Genomic DNA, 19,846 nt, shown 5'->3' with positions numbered 1-19,846 from the left:
GTCGGATGGAAAGGGAGCTGAGGGATTATGAATTTTGATATCAAGGAAGCCGTTGAGATTCTGGTGCGGATTGCGCATTCCCCGGAACAGGCTGAATATGCTATAGTGCCTGAGCTGTCCGATATCTCACCGGGCAGTCTCCATGATCTCATCTTTAGGCTCATGGGCAACAGAATAAGCTCTGTTATCATTAACGCGTATGGTTTTCCTCTGGTACGCATTGTTTCGTACAAGGGCAAAGATAATGAGCAGCGTTCCATAAAATTCATAATTACTGATTTGGTAGCCTTGAAGAGCCATAATAACGAATGTGGTAATGGGAACAAAATTAATAAATAATATGCCGTTAAGCGGTGATAACCATTTGATCCCTTGATTCCAGCAGAGCAAGGCTGCTAGCCCGGGCAATAAAATCATGAAAGACATTTCATATTTAACCGAGAGAATCGTGTTCCATGTTGGAACAGGAATCAAATCAAAGACGGACCCAAGCGTAACGATAACGAAGGACACAGCGCTTCCTAGCAAGCAGGTTAGCGTAGAATAACGCAGGATCGACCAATTCTTGAATCGGCTTCCCCCCATCGAATACACCACCCATCCCAATACCCCAACAAAAATCAGAAATAAAGGAACAAGATGTTGTCCAGCCATTTTGAAAAAGGTAAGTTTCCCGTTGGTGATCACGAGTACAGCACCGACAAACGCGATAGCTACACTTCTAAGCATGTATTTATTCGGCGTTTTTTTGGACGTGATCCACAAGATCATAATGGATATCATCGGCATGAGTGACTCCATAATAGAGGCTGCGACAGCACCTGCTTCACCCATGAGCTGCTGTCCAAGGAAAATGCACATATTGTAGACCGTAAATGCCATCGTTCCCAAGAACAACAATGTCTTGCCTCTTCCCTCCAGACGAAAGGAGGCTCTCCCCTCTTTCATCCACAGCAACACGCTGAGGATGACGGCAACGACGAAATAACGGATAAACGAAAAATAGAATGGATCAATTTGCTGCAGCGCGATGTGTGCAACAGGAAACATAGCCCCCCATGACATACTTGCGATCAGGCATAGCATGGACCCGATGACGATTTGTTTCTTTAGCATGTAATGTCTCTCTCCCTGCCAACTCTTTGTTTGTGTATAACTCATCATAGGAGGGCGAAAGGTTTTAGTAAAATGATTGAAAATAAAGTTTATGATCATTTATAATGATACTTCGCAGGTGTGAATACGTACCAGAGAGCAGGGGGGGTTAGATTGGAGTTTAATGATTTGAAAATTTTTCAGGCTGTTGCTACGTATGGAAGTGTCAGTAAAGCCGCATTGGAGCTAAACTACGTTCAATCCAATGTGACAGCCAGAATTAAGCTGCTTGAGAAAGAGCTTCGGACGCCATTGTTCTATCGGCATAAGCGAGGGATGATCTTAAACACGGAAGGAAAGCGGTTGTTAGAACAATCGAGGGAGATCTTGTCCGGAGTGGAAGAACTGAAACGTACGTTTCAAGATACATCGAACCCCTCGGGTGTTCTGGAAATTGGGATTGTGGAGACGGTGATGTTTCTTCCATATATTTTATCGGCTTATCATCGTAAGTACCCCAATGTTGAATTATCATTAAAAGCCGGGGTTACCGATCTTCTGTTACAACAGGTGATTGATATGAAGCTGGATGGAGCCTTTGTGACAGGACCTATCAGGCATCCATTAATCGAACAGGTTGAGGTTATTCAAGAAAAGCTGGTACTTGTAACTAAAGAGAAAACCTTTTCCATGGAGGAAATAACGAAAAGGCCTCTATTGCTGTACAATAAAGGCTGCGGGTATCGCGATAGACTGGAAAGCTGGATGAAGGCCGAGGGGATTATTCCCAAACAGATCATGGAGTTTGGAACGTTCGGGACGATTATAGGCAGTGTAGCTGCAGGAATAGGAATCACGATTATCCCAGAGTCATCTATTTCCAATCTGGTTGCGAATGGAACGGTATTCTGCCATAGCATACCTGAACCTTACCATGAAGTCACAACTATTTTTATTCGGCGAAAAGATTCATATGTAACGAGCACATTACAATGCTTTATGGATGAAATTGTTGCTCGAACTAGGACTGGAACATGAACGGTTGCCAGAGGCCCATTAAAGCGGGACTCTTAGCCCTTGATCGGACCCGCAATGCGAAAATAGGATCCGCCCCCACTCTGCAACACTAGGAGGGAGGGCCAGGTGCATATGGAAATAAAGAATTTAGGAAGCCGATGGATTTCAACCCATGGGCTTTTTTCATCTATCACAGAGCAGAAAGAGACGGTCTATTATTGTTTTACTGGGATGACGGATCATTATTTGGGAAGAATATAAATGATTGAAATTCATTCAAATTTCCTGTTATTATATTCCTCGGCTTGTTTATTAGAAAGGGAGAATGAAATGCAAGCATATGTATTGCCTATTTTCGTTGCGATAGCCATTTGTTTTTTATTAGCTTTCATTTTGACGCTTCCATGGGCCGTTTATCAGTACCGTAAACATGGGTACTTTAGCTTTTGGAGAACATTACTTATCTTAAGCTTTATCTTTTATGGATTAAGTGCATTCTTCTTAGTGATTTTTCCAATACCCAGTGCTCGGAATAATTGTGCTTCGATTGATCCCGGCGCGATTTTTATTCAAAATCGTCCTTTTCAATTTATACGGGATATTCAACGTGAAAGCGGATTTCATTGGGCGGTGCCTTCAAGTTATATCGACTTGTTAACGACGCGGGCCTTTTATCAAATGTTTTTTAATGTTTTGCTTTTGTTTCCTTTAGGTGTCTTTCTGAGGTACTTTTTTAAGGGGAAAGCTAAATGGTTTCATGCTGCTCTTATTGGATTTAGTGTTTCGCTTTTCTTTGAAATAACCCAACGAACCGCTTTGTTTGGCTTTTTTGAATGCCCCTATCGTATATTTGATGTAGATGACTTGATGACAAATACGGTGGGGACTGTACTAGGCTTTATACTCGCTCCCATGTTTTTGGTGTTAATTCCATCGAGGGAAACCCTTAGTGAGCAAAGCCACTTCTTTAACAATCAGAGAAAAGCAACTTTTGGTGCCCAACTCATGGAGGTTCTTCTAAATATTATTATTGCCAGAGTGATAACCAGCTTTATATTCGGGTTGCTGAAGAGACCAGGAGTATTTGTTGACGAGATTATCTTTGCCATTATTTTCTTTGTGGTTATGGTAGTTATCCCTGTGATTTGGAAAGGACATACGGTGGGTTCTAAGATCGTTCGCATGAGATTACTTCCGGAAAAGGGGAACTGGTTAGGAAGCTTGAGCCGACGCTACATCATTGTTTATATGCCTTTATTGCTCTCAGCATTATCGAAGATATTTTCTAATCAAATGGGTGAAGATCTTCTAGCCAACCTATTTGTAATTGGAGTGGTTTTTCTTACAGCTCTGTTATGGTTCTTTCTCTTCTGTCATATCGTGATCAGATGGATCAAAAAGGACAAAGATCTTTATTTTAATCGATATAGTCACATAGAGGCTGTAAGAATCACTGGTGAAATGTGATAAACGAAAATATAGAATACTGATGAATCGGCCGCAACAAGCACATGCAGGGGCTGACAGAATATAAAAAGCCGATGACCCGCACTCGACTGCGAGGATCATCGGCTTTTTTGGTAAAGCAGTAGTGACTTTAGACGCTTACCCTCTAAGAAATTGTAAAGAATGGTTTGAGAAAAGGTACTGTATGCCTTATATTATCGTTTGGCGGCTTGCTGCCTCTCATTCAAATGCTCCGTCAGATACTTCACGATGCCGTCCTCCGCGTCCTGGGAGTACTGCCAGACCATCGCGCCTCCAAGATTCTTACTCTGGATGTACGCCACCTTCTCCTTCAAGGCTTCTTTATCCTCGTAACTGATGAAGGTATTGCCGTTATAGAGGTAGGCGGCCTTGGCTTTGTTGTCGTAATAACGCTTGAAGCCATTTTTGTTCAGGTAGGCTTTCTCGATCTGCTTATAATTGAGGTTCACCTTGTCGATGTCGATGGGCGTCCCAGGAGCGAAGAGGCCGTCTTTAGCACCCTTGGCCTCTTTCACGTTTTTCCAGCCGTACGAATAAGCGGGCACGCCGAGCAGCAGTTTCTTGCTGTCGATATCATGGTCCAGATACATCGAGATAATTCCATCAATGGAGTGTTTGGATTTCCCTTGGCTGTCCACATACAGATTGGAGTTAAAGCCTGTGGTGTCAGACCACTTGCCTGTCAGGTCATAGGACATGACGTTGATGTAATCCACGTATTTCTCCACTTTTTTGACCTCGACATTTTGGAAATACCAGTCCTGGGTTCCAGAGGCGAACGTCAGCAGATAGTTCTTGTTCTTGTGAGGCAGCCTGTACAGCTTCTCCCGTAGTTCCTTCATCAGGCTGGTGAAATTCTTCGTATCTTCCGGGCGGGCCTTCTGCGTGTTCCAGGCATGGAACGCCGGATACTCCCAGTCGATATCCACGCCGTCTAAATCCAGTTCCTTGATCAGGTTGATGATGCTCTCGGTGAAGAGGTACCGGTTGCCGTCCAGCGAAGCGTCGGAGAAGCCATCTGCACCGTAACCACCTACGGCCAGCACCATTTGGGTCTTCGGATTGGCTGCCTTCAACTGCTTGATGTTTTCTTTGATCTGGTTGTTGGTCGTGCTGTCTTCATGGAAATAGAGATCCGTTCCTTTGATCTTGGCAAAAGCGATGAACGCGATGTCCACGCCTTTCTCCGATAGCTTGATGTTTCGGTAATCCTGCCAGGCCTCCACGTATACCGCCGTGATTTTCCGCTCTTCCGCCGCGGAGATCTGATAGAAATAGAGACCCATGCCCGCAAGCAGCACCACAATGAATATTTTCGTATATATCGTGATTCTCATCGTCCTTTAACCCCGCCCGCCGAATAGAATGTAGGTTGCCGTTTTGCTTAGGTTCAGTACCTTGACGGTGATGTAGCTGATGGCGAAGATGATGGAGATATTCACGATCAGACTGAGGGAGGCCTCCAGAAACGTGGCCTCGACCTCGGTTCGGCCGGATAACATCATTTCGACCAGCAGGTGAATCAGATAGATGCTGAAGCTGGCCCGGGAGACCGAGCTGATCAATTTCTGGATTTTATGGTTCACTTGATCGCTGATCTTGGCCTCCTTTTCCTTAAAGAAGATAAACAACCCGACAGCCATGAAGAAGGTGGTGACGGAATAGTTGCCGTAGAACATCTCATCCAGGACACCGCTGCGCAGCGAGACAAAATAGGTGGCTACCGGCGTGATAAAAAACGAGATGATGCCCAGATTGTATAGTATGTTTTTTGCCTTGAGCGGTAGTTCAAAATGGAATAGATAGTACCCCAGGATAAAATAGCCGAGAAAGCCCATGAAGAACGGGATGTTCATGATCGGAATGTTGATGTATTGATCCGTTGCACGGAATACGGCATCCGAGATGAAGCGATAGGCAATACTGACGATGAACCAGAGGAGCAGATAATACCGCAGATCCTTCTCGCTGCAGGATTTGATGAATTTGCTCATCAGCGGCACCGTCATATAGATGGCTATAATGGCGTACAGGAACCACAGATGCACATAATTCCGGTCGGTCAGCAGCCGATACCCGAAGTCAACAACGAACTCATAGGCATTCAGCTTGCTTCGCATCAGATAGTATTGATTGTACAAGCCATAGATAAGCGACCAGGTCAGAAGGGGAATGAGCAGCGGTACGACGCGCTTGGTATAGAACTCCCGGTAGGATGTAATCTTCGTGCGCAGGATCATCGCTCCGCTGATCATGAAGAAGACCGGTACGGCGAAGCGGGATATGGAGTTGAACCCGTTGCTGATCCACCAGGAGGAGGAATTGAAATCATTCGTGCTGGTTAGCACCTCCGCTGTGTAGTGCAGAATAATGACGGCAACAATGGATAGAATTCTTAGAATATCGACATAGATAATTCTTTTATTGGGACTCATGCTGTTTCAGGCAGCCTCCTTCACCATAAGTTAATTCGATCCTGCGGCAATGTTCTGGCTGATGGCGGCCACGCCTTTACGCTCCACGAAGCCCCAGCCCTCATCATTGTCAAAATATTTGAATGTCCCCGCAATGTTAATGTACAGCAGCAAATTCCGATAGGTTAACAGCTCCGCTTGGCTGAACAAGAACATCTTCACATAATCGGAGAACGTATACGTACTGCCATATTTGCGGCATAAGTACAGGGCGATGATGATCTGTGCGGCATTCAGCAGCACGCTCATCAGCAGGAAGATGATCGCATGCAGGATGTTCCCGCCAACGATCAGTGTCTGCCCCAGATAAAATATCGTCGTAAACGCCGAGAGCGTCCCCAGCATAAACCCGTCTATCGCAAAGAACAGGCTCACGCTGACACTGAATTTCCGGGACAGCCTGGACCAATAGATGAGGATGCAGTCAATAAACGCCTTCTGCCAGCGAATGCGCTGCTTATAGAAGTTGGGGAGATTCTCCGGGCATTCGGTGTAGCATACCGCTTCAGGGGCGTAGACGAGTTTTTTCTTCAATTGATTGGCTTTGATGTACTCGTGGATTTTCAGCGTAATGTCGATATCCTCCCCCACCGTGCTGCGGAATCCGTTAACATGAACGAGAACGTCTTTATAGAAGGCACCAAAAGCGCCTGAAATCACTACGATCGAATTAAAATACGATTGCGTGAGTTTGCGGACGTAGAAGCCGTGCGTATAATTGATGATCTGGCTCTTGATGAGCCCTTTTCCGCGAAACTTCTCAATGATGGCACCGTTCTTATCCCGCACGGCACCCTGTACAATTTTGACGGTACCGCCCAGCGCAATGATCTCGTCATCGTGAAAGTATTGATTCACGTACTTGAGCGAGTCGGCTTCCAGCATGCTGTCCGCATCCAGAGTGATCACGATATCGGAAGCAGCATAATCGATGCCTGCATTCAGCGAGTCCGCTTTTCCGCCATTCACCTTGTCGATAACATAAATATGGCGGTATCGATGCGAGCGATAGAATCCTTTTATCGGCTTATAAGTCAGTTTACTGTCTGCCATCCTGGCATCCGGCTCCAAATCCAGGAGTTCGTCAAGCGCGGATAACGTTCCATCCTTGGAGCCATCGTTGATGATCATGATTTCATAGTTGCTGTAATGCAAGCCGGCCATGGCATCGATGCAATTCCGAATCGTCAGCTCCTCATTGTAAGCGGGGACGAGCACAGAGATTGATTTTTCGGCGAGACCAGGATTCAGCTTCTTCACCTTGCTGCATAGCAGCGGGATGAACGTATACAGGGTTTGAAACACAAGGAATACGCTGGCTAATCCATAAAAAAAGTACTGCAAACTCCTCACTCCTCTCTTCTCTGTCTCTCTTTGTGAAGACCAGTATGGTGCGCCTACTCTATGGACTCGGATTAGGTATGCGCTTTTTCTATAGCAAGCAATGTCAAGGGACAAAATCCAGGCATAAAGGGATAATATCATCTCCATTTAAAACCTTTCATTCCATATAAACCCATATGACACCCTATGTAATAAACTATCGTAATTGGCTCCTAAATGTAAAACCGCTCTATGGAGCAAGAAAACGAATACATAGATGCTTTTCGAGAGCAGTCTCTGTTTTGGTTCAACTTTCTATATTTTAGGCGGCTAAAGCGATTAAGCACGGAAATCTATATCTGACAAAAGCCATAACCAAGTTGAGCCTAAGCTCGCATGGTTATGGCTTGTATACCTGTGGTTATCTGAGGTACTACATAAAGTCATAGAAGTAACGGATGAAATGAAAAAAAATCGGTGAGGTATAGGTCAGGCTGTCGACCCGGCTCAGATAGCTTTTCTTCAAGGCATCGAACCGCCCGTCATCTCCGATTAACAAATCGCGCTTCAGCACCGAAACCGTCAAGCTGCCGAAGAAGCCGCCGAGGCTGATGAGCATGCCGGACAGAAGGCCAAACGTCGGGCTGAGCGGCGTCAGATACGGATAGATAAGATATGAGCTTACGGTGGTAATGATAAACGCGCAGGCAAAGCCTTCCCAAGTCAGATTTGGGTTGGAGGTAGGCACAATTCTTCGTCTGCCAAAATAGAGGGAGGCGATCGTGTGCACCACATCGTTCAGCTGCGTTAAGACGACCAGAAACAGCACCAGCCCTGCTCCATACTGGGGCGTGGCAAACTGGAAATAGGCCAGGTGGCTGAGACCGAACACCATGAGCATCAGGCCCCATTGGGTCGAGCTGACGCTGCGCATGAATCCGACGGTGCCTTTGTTGATCAGCCGCGGAAGCGGCAGCACCAGGAATACATAGATCGGAATAAACACGATAAACATCCCGTACCACTCGATATAGATCCAATAGAATTGAACGGGTATGGTTAAATACGCCCACAGAAATAAACGACGATCGGCTTTTCGTGTTTTGATCATCGAGAAATATTCTTTGAGTGTAAAGAAGGTTAGCACCATGAGGGATAGCAGGGAAACCACGGGATTCAGAAGCGTCGCCAAGCAGAAGATGACCAGCATGCCCCACCAGGTTTTGATGCGAAATCCGACTTCGGTATAGTCGATATTCGGCTGCGTCTTGCTCATCACGTAATAGAGGAGCTGGATGACCGATAAGACGGAGAATATCAGGATTAAGGTTAAAAGCGAGCTGTCCATATGTCTATCATCACCAACTTGTCACGGGTATCATTCTTGTTCTACTAAAGGAATCATATGTTATTATGAAGGAATAATTCAATACGGATAAGGGGAAATTTCGTAAATGGTAGATGATCGCTCGGTCTTTATACTGCTTACCAATACCGGCACGCTCTTTACGAAAGTCATTCAGGGCTACACGAGAGCACCTTACAACCACGCTTCGATATCCTTTAACCGGGAGTTGTCGGAGTTATATAGCTTCGGGAGGAAGAATCCGAACAATCCTCTGAACGGCGGATTCGTGAAGGAGGATTTGAAGACGGGAACGTTCAGCAAATATCCCAACACGACGTGCGTCATCTATGAGCTTCAGGTGTCGGAACGCGACATCGCGAAAATGAAGCGGGTCCTGCAGGCTTTTATCCGAAAGGACAAAAAGTATTTTTATAATATATTGGGCGTCCTGGGCATCGCGCTAAAGGAACCGATCGAATTCAGCAATTCCTACTTTTGTTCGCAATTCGTGGCGGAGATTCTGCAGCGGTCCGGAGTCAGGCTATGGCATAAGCTGCCCGCCTTGGTGACGCCGGACGATTTTCGCCAAAGCGAGCGCCTGCAGCTGATCTATGAGGGGAAGCTGAGCGAGTATGAGCCCTAGATACAACTTCGCGTCAGGTTTCGGCAGCCTGTTTGCTGTAACATATTTTGCAGGTGGCGGCGACGACAATCACGACTCAGCTCGACAGGCAGTCCGTTCTAATTGAATCCCAAATAACCCCGGTTCACCTGCCCAGGCGAATGCGGGGTTTTCTGTATTGTAAGTGCTCAAAATGAGGCACCCGCCGATCTGGTTAGGTGTTAGGCAATAAATGCTGGCTAATAAGCGAGTGTTGCTATAAAATGGAATTGAAAAATGAAATTAAGTTTCATCTAATGAAACTACAGTCGTCGTTGTCTGGATTTCGCTTATATCTTGATGGGAGCGTGGTTAGGATGAACAGCAAGGAACGGTTTTCGAATCGCGTCGATTCGTACACGAAGTATCGCCCGAGTTATCCGCAAGAGGTCATGGATTATTTGTATGATACGGTAGGATTGGACGGAGAGATTGCCGACATTGGGGCCGGGACGGGGATCTTCACGAAGCTGCTGCTGAAGCGGGGGAGCCGAGTGACTGCCGTGGAACCCAATCAGGCGATGCGGGAAGCTGCCGAGTCGGACCTTGGAGGCGAGCCCGGCTTTCGAATGGTTACGGGTTCAGCCGAAGTGACGGGACTGCCTGATCAATCCGTGGATCATATCGTGAGCGCCCAGGCTTTTCATTGGTTTGACCGTGATGCCGCCCAATCGGAATTCCGGCGGATCCTGAGACCGGGCGGGAAGGTTGCCCTGATCTGGAATTCCAGGCTCACGCAGGGAACGCCGTTCCTGGAAACGTATGAGCAGCTGCTCCTTACCTATGGAACCGATTATAAAGAAGTGGATCAGAAGAACATTTCGCGTGAAACGCTGGCTGCTTTTTTCCGGACGGGGGACATGAGGGAGGGGAAATTCTTTAATCGGCAGACGTTTGATTATGAGGGCTTATGCGGCCGTTTGCACTCGTCCTCTTACGCTCCGCTGCCGGGCCATCCGAACTACGATCCAATGATGAACAGACTGCGCACGATATTTGAACGGAATGAGCAGGCTGGCTGCGTGTTTTTTGATTATGAGACGAAGGTGTACTGGGGAGAGGTTTAAGCTAATCTTCTTGACTGGTTTCGCTGTTTGCAGAATAATAGAGCACCGGCTTTAATAATGGAACGGGAGGTACAGCAGCATGAACAAGACAGACCGGATGCTGGCTATCGTGCTTGAGCTGCAGCAGCGAAAGGTTGTGCGGGCCGAAGATTTGGCATCCATATTCGAGACGAGCGTCCGGACCATCTACCGGGATATTCAGGCCCTTAGCGAAGCGGGCGTACCCGTGATGGGGGCCCCCGGGCAAGGATACTCGTTAATGGCGGGGTATTTTCTGCCACCGGTCATGTTCACGGCGGAGGAAGCCGTGGCGCTGCTCATTGGAACGGATTTCATCGAACAACGCTTTGACGAAGGATATGGTTTGAAGGCTCAGGCTTCCCGCAAAAAGATAGAGTCTATTCTGCCGGAGCCTGTACGCGCCGATGCTTCGCGGGTTCGGAAGACCATGCGGCTTCTGACTCCCGGTAACAAGGCAACTTCAAGAGAAGAGAAGGACTATGTTGAAATGGTTCGTCGAGCCATACTGGAAGAGCGTAAGGTGGAATTCCATTATGTGAAGAAGATGCCCGACTCCAAAGGCGACCGAAAGAGCTTTCGCTCGGCAGCTCCTTATGGGCTGGTCTTTCTCCAAGGTTCATGGACATTAGTTGCCTGGTGTGACCTCCGGCAAGGCATCCGCCATTTTCGGCTATCCCGCATGAAGGACCTGACGGTCCTTGAGGAGCGTTTTGAGATGCCGCCGGATTTTAACTTGGCCGACTATCGACCTCCGGATGACCGTAATCTGCGGGTGCGGATTCTGGCAAATCCCGATATTGCGGATCGAGTTAAGGAATCAGGTAATTATTACACGGAGACATTGGAAGAATGTGAGGACGGGTTGCTGGTGAGCTTACGCGTTCGCCGGCCGGAGGAAATCATGCAGTGGGTGCTCGGCTGGGGATCGAATGTCGTCGTTCTTGAGCCAGAATCCTTCCGTGACCGAATCCGCGACGAAGCGGAAAAGATGTTAAAACGCTACTGACATGACGTTGTCAGTAGTGTTTTTGTATATTCGGTACAAAGACGATTCATGGGAGTGGTAGATATGAATACAACGGAAGCATTGCAGCGGTTTGAAGAGACGGTGCAGGTGTATCTACAGGAGCTGGATGGTTTCGGCATGGAGGAATTAAAGTACAGACAAGCAGAGGACGAGTGGTCGATCGGGCAAATGTATCAGCACTTGATTCAATCCGCGTTATCCATGCATCTGCGATATATTGAGTTATGTTTAAACCCGATTGAGGATGCAGCAGTCTCTTCAGCGGGAAAAACGGAAGTAGGTATGGCAATATTCGGACAGGGCAGTTTCCCTCCCATCCGTATTCAGGTTCCGCCGTCTCCCCAATATACCCCGGAGCAGCCTGCAACGAAAGAGCAGTTGATTCAAGGTTTGGATACTGTCGTCCAACGAATGAGACAAACCGAGCCAATGCTTGGAGAGGCATCCCTGCAGCATACCGTCCCCCATCCGAGTTTCGGAGGATTGCATGCCCAAGAGTGGTTTTTGCTCATCGAGATGCATTATCGGCATCATGTCCGGCAGCTAGACCGGTTGAAACAAGCCTTGGAGCAGCAGCGTGTATGATGGAACGTCAGGTCGTGGACTATCAGGATGTGTTGGAGCAATTAGAAGAGCGGACCCGTTATTGGATTGGAGTGGTATCCGAATCGCATGTGAAATTGGGGATGGAAGGGGGATTCGCCCAACTATGTCACGGTAAATCGGCTCCACTGCGGCGTATGCGCGAAGGAGATTGGCTGATCTATTATTCCCCGCGCACCGAATTGAGGTCTGGGGAGGCACTCCAAGCTTTTACAGCCATGGGCCAGGTTGTGAATGATCGAGTTTACGAGTATCAAATGACGGCATCATTCGTCCCCTTGCGCCGGGATATCCGGTATATTCCCGGTCAGGAAGTCAAAATAGCCTGCCTATTGGACCAGCTTAGCTTTACGCGAGGGAAGCGAAATTGGGGCTATGCCTTTCGTTATGGGCATTTGGAGATCAAACGAGAGGATTTCCTGATGATTGCGGAGGCCATGCTGGGCGGCTCGGACATGATACCACAAAGAACGGTTAACTCGCTTTGACCGTTCTCCATAACATTTATTTTGGACAACTCGGTTTGAAAACGGCTCGTCCCGGGTACTGGTACTACGAGTGCATCAATGAGTTGAAAGGAGCGGATGATGGTGGAAGTACATGTCCGATCATTTTTCGTGAAGGATGATGGAGAGGTTCCGAATAATCCCGATCTGCCGGTCATTGTATACAATGGAGTATTCGCAGATGACCCGAGCGGCTTGGAGGCTGCCTTCAACCGGCATCACTGGAGCGGAAGCTGGGCAGGCGGCGTATACGATTACCATCATTATCACAGCAACACACATGAGGTCCTGGGTGTACGGTCTGGAAGCGCGACCGTTCTTGTGGGCGGCGATGCAGGAGAACGGCTAGAGCTTGCTACCGGTGATGTGATTGTTTTGCCGGCGGGCACTGCACATATGAAGCTCACCAGCACCCCTGATTTTGAAGTGATTGGTGCCTATCCCGAAGGGAATACGCCAAATATGAGGGAGCGGAACCCGACGGATCGGGCGCAGGCGATCAACGAAATCCGAAGCGTGCCCGTCCCGGATATGGACCCTGTTTTTGGAGAGGAAGGACCACTTCTGCATAAATGGGTGAAATAACATAAAGATAGCCATAAGAAGAACTCAAGAGGCTCCCCGTCTGCTACAACAGATGGTGGAGCCTCTTGAGTTGCAATAACAAATATGGGGTAAATCGGTAGATGCTTGATTACAGCGGCAAATCTCGTTTTCGAAATAACACGACGGCCAGACCAAATGCGATCAGACCGATGGCGGCCAGCACTAGGGAGGTTGTCATGAATTCCCCAATTCCATTAACAATTTCACCGGGCCGATAGAGAGAGAAGAGGGTAAGGTTGCGCAGCCATTCGATTTTCTCGCTGAATTTACTGATCAAATCCAGACTGAAGAACCCAAACGTAATCAACCCGGAAATGCTTCGTGCCTTCTTCTCATCATTACACAGCGAGGACACGAGAAAACAGACGCTGGAGATGGCAAAAAAGAGCAGGAAAGCCGCTACGTTCATCTGGATGAATCGGGCGGTATCGAATTCGTAGGAATCCCCCAGCAGCCAAGCACTTCCGGCGAATCCGGCCAACGTCGTAACAGCTAGGATAAGGAAGAGCCCGCTTGTCGTAACCATCGCTTGCGTGAGCGCCACTTTCCCTCTTGTTGTCGGGGCGGATAGCAGATAGGCCATCGAGCCCTGATCGACCAATTTGGCCATAAGCTGGGTCGTCAGCTGCACGCAGACGATAGCCAGGATGAGAACCAGAATTAATCCGTAATATTCCCCGGAGATGAAAGCTTCTGCTGTACCGAAACCATTAAGCCCGAAGGCTTTTCCGACGCCCTCCGGCATCGATGCAACTAAATCATCAATGGCTTTTGTGTTCTTGGCGATGCTGGGATATAACCAGAACATCAGGAGGATATAGAAAGCGGAACCGAACGCGTAGTTCATCAAGCTTTTCATATTTACTTTCATCATCTGTTTGTATAAGGTGACATTCATTTCGATATCCCCTTCCGATCATAATAATTCATGAAGATATCCTCGAGGTTCTGGGTGAAGACATCGATACTCCGCACAGGGTATTTCCCCGTCTCTTGGATAAACTGATCGTAATTGCCCTGGACGGCTACTCTCACCCGATTGCCTTCATAAGATTCGATAAGCAGCCCCGAGCTCCGGAAGGCCTCGGCATCGCTTGGATGCACGAAGTTAACCTCGAACAGCTTCCGCTGCATGGATTGCAGTTCGTGGATGTCCTTGACGGCAATGATGATCCCGTCCTTGATAATGGCGGCTCGATCACAGGTTCTCTCGATTTCCTGAAAGCTGTGGGATGACATTAAGAATGTCGTACCGCGGGCTTTCTCCTCCAGAACGATCTCAATAAACACCTTCTGCATCAGTGGATCGAGTCCCGAAGTGGGCTCATCCAGAATAATGACTTTGGGATCATGCATGAAGGCAGCGACGATCCCAACCTTTTGTTTCATTCCTTTGGACATTTTACGAATCGGGGTCTGAACATCGAATTGTAGACGATCGATTAATCGATTCCGCTTGGACAAGTCACGAATTCCCTGCATGTCGGCCATGAAATCCAGAAAGGCCTTTCCGGTCATCCCTTCGATAAAGGAAATTTCTCCTGGCAGATACCCTACATCCGATTGAAACTTCCCTTGTTCCCTCCAGGTATCCAGCCCATTTACCTTTACGTGTCCCTGATCCGGCTTCATAAAACCCATGATGTGCCGGATCGTCGTTGATTTTCCGGCGCCATTCGGCCCTAAAAAACCAAAAACCTCACCCGGATCCACCGAAAAAGATACATCGAAGATGCCCCTCCCGTTGGAAAATGTCTTCGTCAAATGTTGAACGGTTAACATACCGCCACCTCCGGAAAATTGAAGAAATGAAATATTATAGATCGTATATTTCATATGTTATAATATACCTGGCTTGTGGTATCGTCAATAATTTTATGAAATTAATTTATGTTTAAATTTCACTAATTACATAACTAATCTTAGGAGTAAGGATGAAGGGATATGAACGGTTTTGAGAAAAGAGCGAATCTGATCAAAGAGAAGATAATGAGAACCACCTTGGAACTGGTGCGAACCTCGGAGCTGAAGCGGATTCGGATTGCCGATATATCCAAGGCAGCCAAGGTATCGCAGGTGACGATTTATAATTACTTTGGCAGCAAGGAGGAATTGCTGCGTGAGGTTTTTCGCAACTATTTTGATAAGGCGATCCGGGATTTCGAGGAATATATGAGCGAAGGTCATTCCTTGAAGGAGAAGATCGAACACATTATTTTTCTGGAGAAGGAGTCCTACAATGATTTCCCGCCCGGTTTGATCAAAGAGTTGTTAATCGATGACGAAGAATTGGCCCGTTATATGGACGAACAGTACAGGAACAAAGCTATTCCGCTTACGATTCAGATTATTGAGGAGGGTAAGGACAGCGGCGAAATTTCACCGGAGGTATCGACGGAACACATCCTGGCTTTTATCCAGCTGTACATGAATCAATATGAATCGATTCTGGCGATGGCCCAGCAAAGTGATGATATGGACGGCTTCCTGGAGGGGATGGTTCATATGTTCTTCTACGGTGTCTGCGGAAAGGCTTAATTCTCAGTAACACAAGTATTGGCCAGCATAGGTTTCTAATATAGGGTATAGTTAATATAAAACGAATGGAGAATACGAAACGATGTCTACTTTGCCGAATTGCCCGAAATGTAATTCTGAATATACATATGAGGATGGGAACCTCTTGATTTGTCCGGAATGCGCTCATGAATGGACCCTGGAGTCCGAAGCGGAGCATGATGAAGATACGAAGATCATTAAAGACGCGAACGGCAATGTTTTGGCCGACGGCGATTCCGTAACGGTAATCAAAGATCTTAAAGTAAAAGGCAGCTCCTCTGTATTGAAAATAGGCACGAAAGTGAAAAATATACGCTTGGTCGATGGCGATCATGATATCGATTGCAAAATCGACGGATTCGGCGCAATGAAATTGAAATCGGAATTTGTTAAAAAGATATAAGATGTGTTATCCCATTTCATCGTGGATACACGGTAACAAAACCCTCCATTAGTGGAGGGTTTTTCTCATTTAACCATGGCACGTCGTATAGCATCTGGTGCGCAACATGCACAAATTAATGGCGCCAACTGACCCTTCTCCATGATTCCAATATGTTACAATGGTAGGATGGAGTTGCTTCGAATAGGAGCTTCCCGCAATACGTGATGAAAGCAGGTGCAGCGTGGATATTATACTGTTTGTCGTCATTATTTTTGTAGCGTCCATCCTACAGACCAGCACCGGATTTGGGTTCTCTATCCTGGCTACGCCGTTTCTGCTGCTCTTATTCCAGCCTAACGAGGCCATTCAGATTAATTTGATTCTATCGCTTGTCATCTCGGTTGCTCTGATTGCGAGGATACGCAAGGATATCGACTATGGCATCCTCAAGCGATTGGTGATCGGAAGTGCGGCAGGTCTCCCTGTCGGCATCGTTATTTTTTCGCTTATCGATATTCGTTATCTTAAGTTAGGTATTAGTCTGATCATATTGGCACTAACCGTCATGCTGATGCTAAAATTCAGAATCCGCCAGAGCCAGGGCAGGGATCTTACGGTAGGGGGGCTAGCAGGCTCTCTAACGACCAGTATTGGAATGCCGGGTCCGCCCCTGTTGTTATATTTCTCGGGGACCGACACGCAGAAGGCAAAGCTCAGAGGGACGACCCTCGCCTTCTATTTGTTCATCTATTCCCTGAGTTTGATCATTCAGGTCATCGTGGCGGGAACGAGCAAGACGGTCTGGATGTCGAGTGGAATTGCACTTCCCTTGGTATTTGTCGGGCTGTTGATCGGACAGCGTCTATTCAACGTCATTAACCAGCGCGTATTCCAGATATTCACCTATATCATTTTGATCTTTACGGGCGTGTATATGCTCATCGAGAGCCTGTAAAGACGCTAGAGGTCCCAGCGACGAGGATTACTTCCCAGTTGATTCTAACAGCGTCTCCGCGAGCAGAGGAAACAGATTATCAAAAGCATGTGTATTCCCATCAAACACATACCCTCCCGGATAAGCAGGATCTTGGTCTCGGAATTGGATCATTCGATCATGCAGCTGCCGGGCCCAAGGGAGGTCATTCGTTTTTAGCGCCAGGATAATAGCCAGGCCGTAGACACCAGGCGACTCATATGTCGCGTCGGGCTTTCGTGTCTTCCGGTTGTAGCGGCCCACCAGCTGCTGATTCTGCTGGAATTCTCCCTTGAGGAATTGTATGAGCTCCTTCGGCCGCTGATCCATCTCCGCCAGATGAATGCCAACGATCAGCTGGTCAATCAGATTGACCGATGCATCGTACTTATATTGACCGGAACTGATCTGATACGTTTTGGGATAGAAGACGCCGTCTGAAGGCATTTGGGAGAGCAGATCCTGATACTGTTCATACTCCTGGCGGGACAGGATTCCGTTATTCTGCATTTCGCGCAGTGCCGAAATGTCCGCGTAGACCAGGCTTAACACGGCTGCCGATTCATTACGTTCAAAATCATGATAATCCACGAAATATCCTTGGGTTTGAGCCGAGGCTTGCAATGTGGAGCCGATCTCCTTCGCCAATTGAGGGTATTTTTCGTCGCCCCAGCGCTTGAACGCCTTCAGCAGGGCATCGAGAATTCGAAAATCATCGCCCAGCGCATTGGTCGTTACCTCGGATTCACCGTCCGGCCTGAGCTTCCACCGGATATAGGGCTCCTGCTCCTGATGGAGAAAATGGGTGGTGAGGAGCTGGACGCTATCGTCGAACCGTGATTGATCATCAGATAAAACGGCGTACTGCATCCAAAGCCCAAGTGACTCGGATAACGCCTCTCTTCCGGCAACGATGTCCGGGTGCTCGGAGGAAGTGGGCTTGAGATAGGTAGCGATGGTACCATTGTCGTTAATCATATGCTCTTCAATGAAAGCTGCTGTCACGTCGGGGTTCTCCTTGCTTTGGATGATAGCGTAGGCTATGAAGACAATGCCGGTTAGAGCAAGAGCGACGATGATAGCAAGAATGGTTTTCTTGCGAGTGGAAATCCAGGTTGTCATAGGTTCACCTCGAACATACTATTCTACGCTTGCGTTCCTAAAGCCTTTAAGAAGTCCCGGAGACGAATAAAGATAGCTTCTCGGATCCATCGTTCATTTATCCATAAAAAAGGCCGCACCCCGATGTCTGAAGTTACAGAACAACGGGGACGGCCTTTTCTTAAACTTCAGAGACTCACCATCTTTATCTCACCAGAAAAACTTCCGCTAAATGCGGTCTGTCTACTGAGAAAGCACGTCGATAGACGTCGTCTTTCTTAAAGCCATAGTCTGGCTAGTTCAAACTGACGATAGTGAGCCCCTGATCCTGCAGGTGCTTAATAATCTTCGGCAAGGCGTCCACTACTGCTTGAGATTCATGCAGGAGTATAATGGAGCCGGAAGCTTCGATATGCTGGACATAATCGAGGATTTTATCCTCGTCGCGGGTCAGCCAATCCTCGGGATCCCGGTTCCAGAGCACCATTTTACTACCTTGCTGTTGGCTTAACGCCTCGGTCCGATCGTCAAAGGCACCGTAGGGCGGACGGAAGAGTACCAGCTTCTCGTCTGTAATAGGCTCGATAAGGTCGGCCACGCGGGTCAGCTCTGCCTGCTGCTGTTCATAGGTAAGGCTTGTCAGCTGGCTATGGGTCATGGAATGACTGCCGACGGAGTATCCGTTCGCATGGATGGCCCTGACATAGTCGGGATGTTTTTTCACATTGGTGCCAACAAAGAAGAACGTTCCGCCAACCTCGTGTTTTTTCAAGACGTTCATAATATCGATGGAGTGCTTGGATGGCCCATCATCGAATGTAAGGGCTACATAGCCTTTGGGCAGGCCGAACGAGATGAACTCTTCCAGCTCCAGCTGTGGAACGGAGGCAGAGGGTTTGATATCCTCCGGTTTGCTCTCCGCTGCTTCCTCCGCTGAGACTGCCACGGTTTTCCCAATGAGTGCGCTCCGGTTCTCGGCAAACAATTGGATGACGGTCTCTGCTTCCGCCGTGGCCGTTGCTGCAGGGTGTGGCCGAATGTAACCGGGATACGAGTAATTAAATGAACTTAATAATACAACAAAAACCAAGCTCATCATGATTGCGCTTACCAGCTTAAGCGGAAGATGGCGCCGTTTCCTCGCGAAATGATAGGTCTTGATGTCCTGTTCGGCTTGCATCTCCTCGGACTGATCCGTTTCGGATCGATGTGTGGACAAGAAGGGCAGCGTATGCAAGTCATCTACAAGTCGGATCTTCTTTATGGACTCTAATTCGTTCCTGAAAGGAACGGAGCAGGCAAATGAAAAGCGCTCACTATGATCACGATATGTACGCGTAATGGAACCTATGTATTGCTGTTTGTTAGCATCCCATGCGGTATGTAAGGATAGTCGGTATTTATGAACCCCGTCGAACTCTGCCACGGTTGCTATATTCGCTATGGTCTCGTTATCGGTTAACCATATTAGCTCCGCAGACTCTATAAGGGATAGCTTGATTCGTAGACCGAATGCTTCGGTATCCCTCTCGATCGCCAGCAGTTCTATGATTTTCCCATAGGATTGTGACATGATGGCCCCCCTTTCTCTA

At 47.7% G+C, this 19,846-nt stretch carries 20 protein-coding genes; 11 read left to right on the top strand and 9 right to left on the bottom strand.

From position 1 onward, the window contains the following. Positions 1-126 precede the first annotated feature (126 nt). Positions 127-1,116, bottom strand: a complete 990-nt coding sequence (locus MHH48_RS34025; protein ID WP_083659728.1) for a DMT family transporter — start codon at positions 1,114-1,116, stop codon at positions 127-129. Positions 1,117-1,269: 153 nt separating this feature from the next. On the opposite strand from MHH48_RS34025, the gene MHH48_RS34020 reads away from it, so the two are divergent. Continuing rightward, the gene (locus tag MHH48_RS34020; protein ID WP_076323700.1) at positions 1,270-2,133 is read left to right on the top strand and encodes a LysR family transcriptional regulator; all 864 of its coding nucleotides are present in this window, start codon (positions 1,270-1,272) and stop codon (positions 2,131-2,133) included. A gap of 240 nt (positions 2,134-2,373) precedes the next feature. Continuing rightward, the gene (locus tag MHH48_RS34015) at positions 2,374-3,579 is read left to right on the top strand and encodes a VanZ family protein (protein ID WP_256720637.1); all 1,206 of its coding nucleotides are present in this window, start codon (positions 2,374-2,376) and stop codon (positions 3,577-3,579) included. A 194-nt stretch (positions 3,580-3,773) separates the two neighbouring features. Here MHH48_RS34015 and MHH48_RS34010 read toward each other — a convergent pair whose 3' ends face one another. The 4 genes from MHH48_RS34010 to MHH48_RS33995 all read right to left on the bottom strand — a co-directional run bounded on the left by MHH48_RS34010 (position 3,774) and on the right by MHH48_RS33995 (position 8,745). Further along, a complete protein-coding gene (locus MHH48_RS34010; RefSeq protein WP_076323701.1) occupies positions 3,774-4,937 on the bottom strand; it encodes a glycosyl hydrolase family 18 protein in 1,164 nt (387 codons plus the stop codon). 6 nt (positions 4,938-4,943) lie between these two features. Further along, entirely contained in the window at positions 4,944-6,035 is a 1,092-nt protein-coding gene (locus tag MHH48_RS34005; RefSeq protein WP_076323702.1) for an acyltransferase family protein, read from the bottom strand. A 30-nt stretch (positions 6,036-6,065) separates the two neighbouring features. Continuing rightward, positions 6,066-7,418: a glycosyltransferase gene (locus MHH48_RS34000; protein WP_076323703.1), complete on the bottom strand. Its 1,353-nt coding sequence runs from the start codon at positions 7,416-7,418 to the stop codon at positions 6,066-6,068. 412 nt (positions 7,419-7,830) lie between these two features. Then, entirely contained in the window at positions 7,831-8,745 is a 915-nt protein-coding gene (locus MHH48_RS33995) for a phosphatidate cytidylyltransferase (protein WP_076323704.1), read from the bottom strand. Positions 8,746-8,851: 106 nt separating this feature from the next. Between MHH48_RS33995 and MHH48_RS33990 the strand changes: the two genes are divergently transcribed. From MHH48_RS33990 to MHH48_RS33965, 6 genes are all read left to right on the top strand, one after another. Further along, positions 8,852-9,388 carry a hypothetical protein gene (locus MHH48_RS33990; RefSeq protein WP_076323705.1) on the top strand — a complete coding sequence of 179 codons (537 nt, stop codon included), beginning with the start codon at positions 8,852-8,854 and terminating at the stop codon, positions 9,386-9,388. A gap of 335 nt (positions 9,389-9,723) precedes the next feature. Further along, positions 9,724-10,473: a class I SAM-dependent methyltransferase gene (locus tag MHH48_RS33985; RefSeq protein ID WP_076323706.1), complete on the top strand. Its 750-nt coding sequence runs from the start codon at positions 9,724-9,726 to the stop codon at positions 10,471-10,473. Positions 10,474-10,552: 79 nt separating this feature from the next. After that, a complete protein-coding gene (locus tag MHH48_RS33980; RefSeq protein ID WP_076323707.1) occupies positions 10,553-11,500 on the top strand; it encodes a YafY family protein in 948 nt (315 codons plus the stop codon). A gap of 63 nt (positions 11,501-11,563) precedes the next feature. Beyond that, complete coding sequence (locus tag MHH48_RS33975) at positions 11,564-12,106, top strand: DinB family protein (RefSeq protein WP_076323708.1); 543 nt, start codon at positions 11,564-11,566, stop codon at positions 12,104-12,106. Beyond that, entirely contained in the window at positions 12,106-12,612 is a 507-nt protein-coding gene (locus tag MHH48_RS33970) for an EVE domain-containing protein (protein ID WP_076324065.1), read from the top strand. Before MHH48_RS33975 ends, MHH48_RS33970 begins: the two co-directional genes overlap by 1 nt. A gap of 102 nt (positions 12,613-12,714) precedes the next feature. Next, on the top strand, positions 12,715-13,215 hold the full coding sequence (locus MHH48_RS33965; protein WP_083397623.1) for a cupin domain-containing protein: 501 nt from the start codon (positions 12,715-12,717) through the stop codon (positions 13,213-13,215). A 109-nt stretch (positions 13,216-13,324) separates the two neighbouring features. Here MHH48_RS33965 and MHH48_RS33960 read toward each other — a convergent pair whose 3' ends face one another. Both MHH48_RS33960 and MHH48_RS33955 read right to left on the bottom strand, forming a co-directional pair. Continuing rightward, positions 13,325-14,134, bottom strand: a complete 810-nt coding sequence (locus MHH48_RS33960) for an ABC transporter permease subunit (protein WP_076323710.1) — start codon at positions 14,132-14,134, stop codon at positions 13,325-13,327. After that, positions 14,131-15,018, bottom strand: coding sequence for an ABC transporter ATP-binding protein (locus MHH48_RS33955; protein WP_076323711.1), 888 nt, complete (start codon positions 15,016-15,018; stop codon positions 14,131-14,133). Before MHH48_RS33955 ends, MHH48_RS33960 begins: the two co-directional genes overlap by 4 nt. 162 nt (positions 15,019-15,180) lie before the next feature. On the opposite strand from MHH48_RS33955, the gene MHH48_RS33950 reads away from it, so the two are divergent. The 3 genes from MHH48_RS33950 to MHH48_RS33940 all read left to right on the top strand — a co-directional run bounded on the left by MHH48_RS33950 (position 15,181) and on the right by MHH48_RS33940 (position 17,135). Beyond that, entirely contained in the window at positions 15,181-15,774 is a 594-nt protein-coding gene (locus tag MHH48_RS33950; RefSeq protein ID WP_076323712.1) for a TetR/AcrR family transcriptional regulator, read from the top strand. Between the two features lie 82 nt (positions 15,775-15,856). Continuing rightward, entirely contained in the window at positions 15,857-16,198 is a 342-nt protein-coding gene (locus MHH48_RS33945) for a zinc ribbon domain-containing protein YjdM (RefSeq protein WP_076323713.1), read from the top strand. Between the two features lie 223 nt (positions 16,199-16,421). Then, positions 16,422-17,135, top strand: a complete 714-nt coding sequence (locus tag MHH48_RS33940) for a sulfite exporter TauE/SafE family protein (protein ID WP_076323714.1) — start codon at positions 16,422-16,424, stop codon at positions 17,133-17,135. A gap of 27 nt (positions 17,136-17,162) precedes the next feature. Here the strand turns inward: MHH48_RS33940 and MHH48_RS33935 are convergent, their stop codons facing one another. Next, positions 17,163-18,275, bottom strand: coding sequence for a glycosyl hydrolase family 8 (locus MHH48_RS33935; protein ID WP_076323715.1), 1,113 nt, complete (start codon positions 18,273-18,275; stop codon positions 17,163-17,165). 274 nt (positions 18,276-18,549) lie between these two features. Then, positions 18,550-19,827 carry a polysaccharide deacetylase family protein gene (locus tag MHH48_RS33930; RefSeq protein ID WP_076323716.1) on the bottom strand — a complete coding sequence of 426 codons (1,278 nt, stop codon included), beginning with the start codon at positions 19,825-19,827 and terminating at the stop codon, positions 18,550-18,552. Positions 19,828-19,846 lie beyond the last annotated feature (19 nt).

The organism is Paenibacillus sp. FSL F4-0100, assembly GCF_037993005.1.
In the GTDB taxonomy this organism is placed as follows: domain Bacteria; phylum Bacillota; class Bacilli; order Paenibacillales; family Paenibacillaceae; genus Paenibacillus_AQ.
Note: the sequence above shows the minus strand (reverse complement) of the source record. Positions and strands in the feature narration are given on the sequence as shown.

Coding starts and splice junctions, on each gene's coding strand:
- MHH48_RS33935 (WP_076323715.1), bottom strand. CDS start 18,275: ATGACAACCTGGATTTCCACTCGCAAGAAAACCATTCTTGCTATCATC.
- MHH48_RS33960 (WP_076323710.1), bottom strand. CDS start 14,134: ATGAATGTCACCTTATACAAACAGATGATGAAAGTAAATATGAAAAGC.
- MHH48_RS34005 (WP_076323702.1), bottom strand. CDS start 6,035: ATGAGTCCCAATAAAAGAATTATCTATGTCGATATTCTAAGAATTCTA.
- MHH48_RS33995 (WP_076323704.1), bottom strand. CDS start 8,745: ATGGACAGCTCGCTTTTAACCTTAATCCTGATATTCTCCGTCTTATCG.
- MHH48_RS34025 (WP_083659728.1), bottom strand. CDS start 1,116: ATGCTAAAGAAACAAATCGTCATCGGGTCCATGCTATGCCTGATCGCA.
- MHH48_RS33930 (WP_076323716.1), bottom strand. CDS start 19,827: ATGTCACAATCCTATGGGAAAATCATAGAACTGCTGGCGATCGAGAGG.
- MHH48_RS33970 (WP_076324065.1), top strand. CDS start 12,106: ATGGAACGTCAGGTCGTGGACTATCAGGATGTGTTGGAGCAATTAGAA.
- MHH48_RS33980 (WP_076323707.1), top strand. CDS start 10,553: ATGAACAAGACAGACCGGATGCTGGCTATCGTGCTTGAGCTGCAGCAG.
- MHH48_RS34015 (WP_256720637.1), top strand. CDS start 2,374: ATGATTGAAATTCATTCAAATTTCCTGTTATTATATTCCTCGGCTTGT.
- MHH48_RS33975 (WP_076323708.1), top strand. CDS start 11,564: ATGAATACAACGGAAGCATTGCAGCGGTTTGAAGAGACGGTGCAGGTG.
- MHH48_RS33990 (WP_076323705.1), top strand. CDS start 8,852: ATGGTAGATGATCGCTCGGTCTTTATACTGCTTACCAATACCGGCACG.
- MHH48_RS33985 (WP_076323706.1), top strand. CDS start 9,724: ATGAACAGCAAGGAACGGTTTTCGAATCGCGTCGATTCGTACACGAAG.
- MHH48_RS33950 (WP_076323712.1), top strand. CDS start 15,181: ATGAACGGTTTTGAGAAAAGAGCGAATCTGATCAAAGAGAAGATAATG.
- MHH48_RS33955 (WP_076323711.1), bottom strand. CDS start 15,018: ATGTTAACCGTTCAACATTTGACGAAGACATTTTCCAACGGGAGGGGC.
- MHH48_RS34010 (WP_076323701.1), bottom strand. CDS start 4,937: ATGAGAATCACGATATATACGAAAATATTCATTGTGGTGCTGCTTGCG.
- MHH48_RS33945 (WP_076323713.1), top strand. CDS start 15,857: ATGTCTACTTTGCCGAATTGCCCGAAATGTAATTCTGAATATACATAT.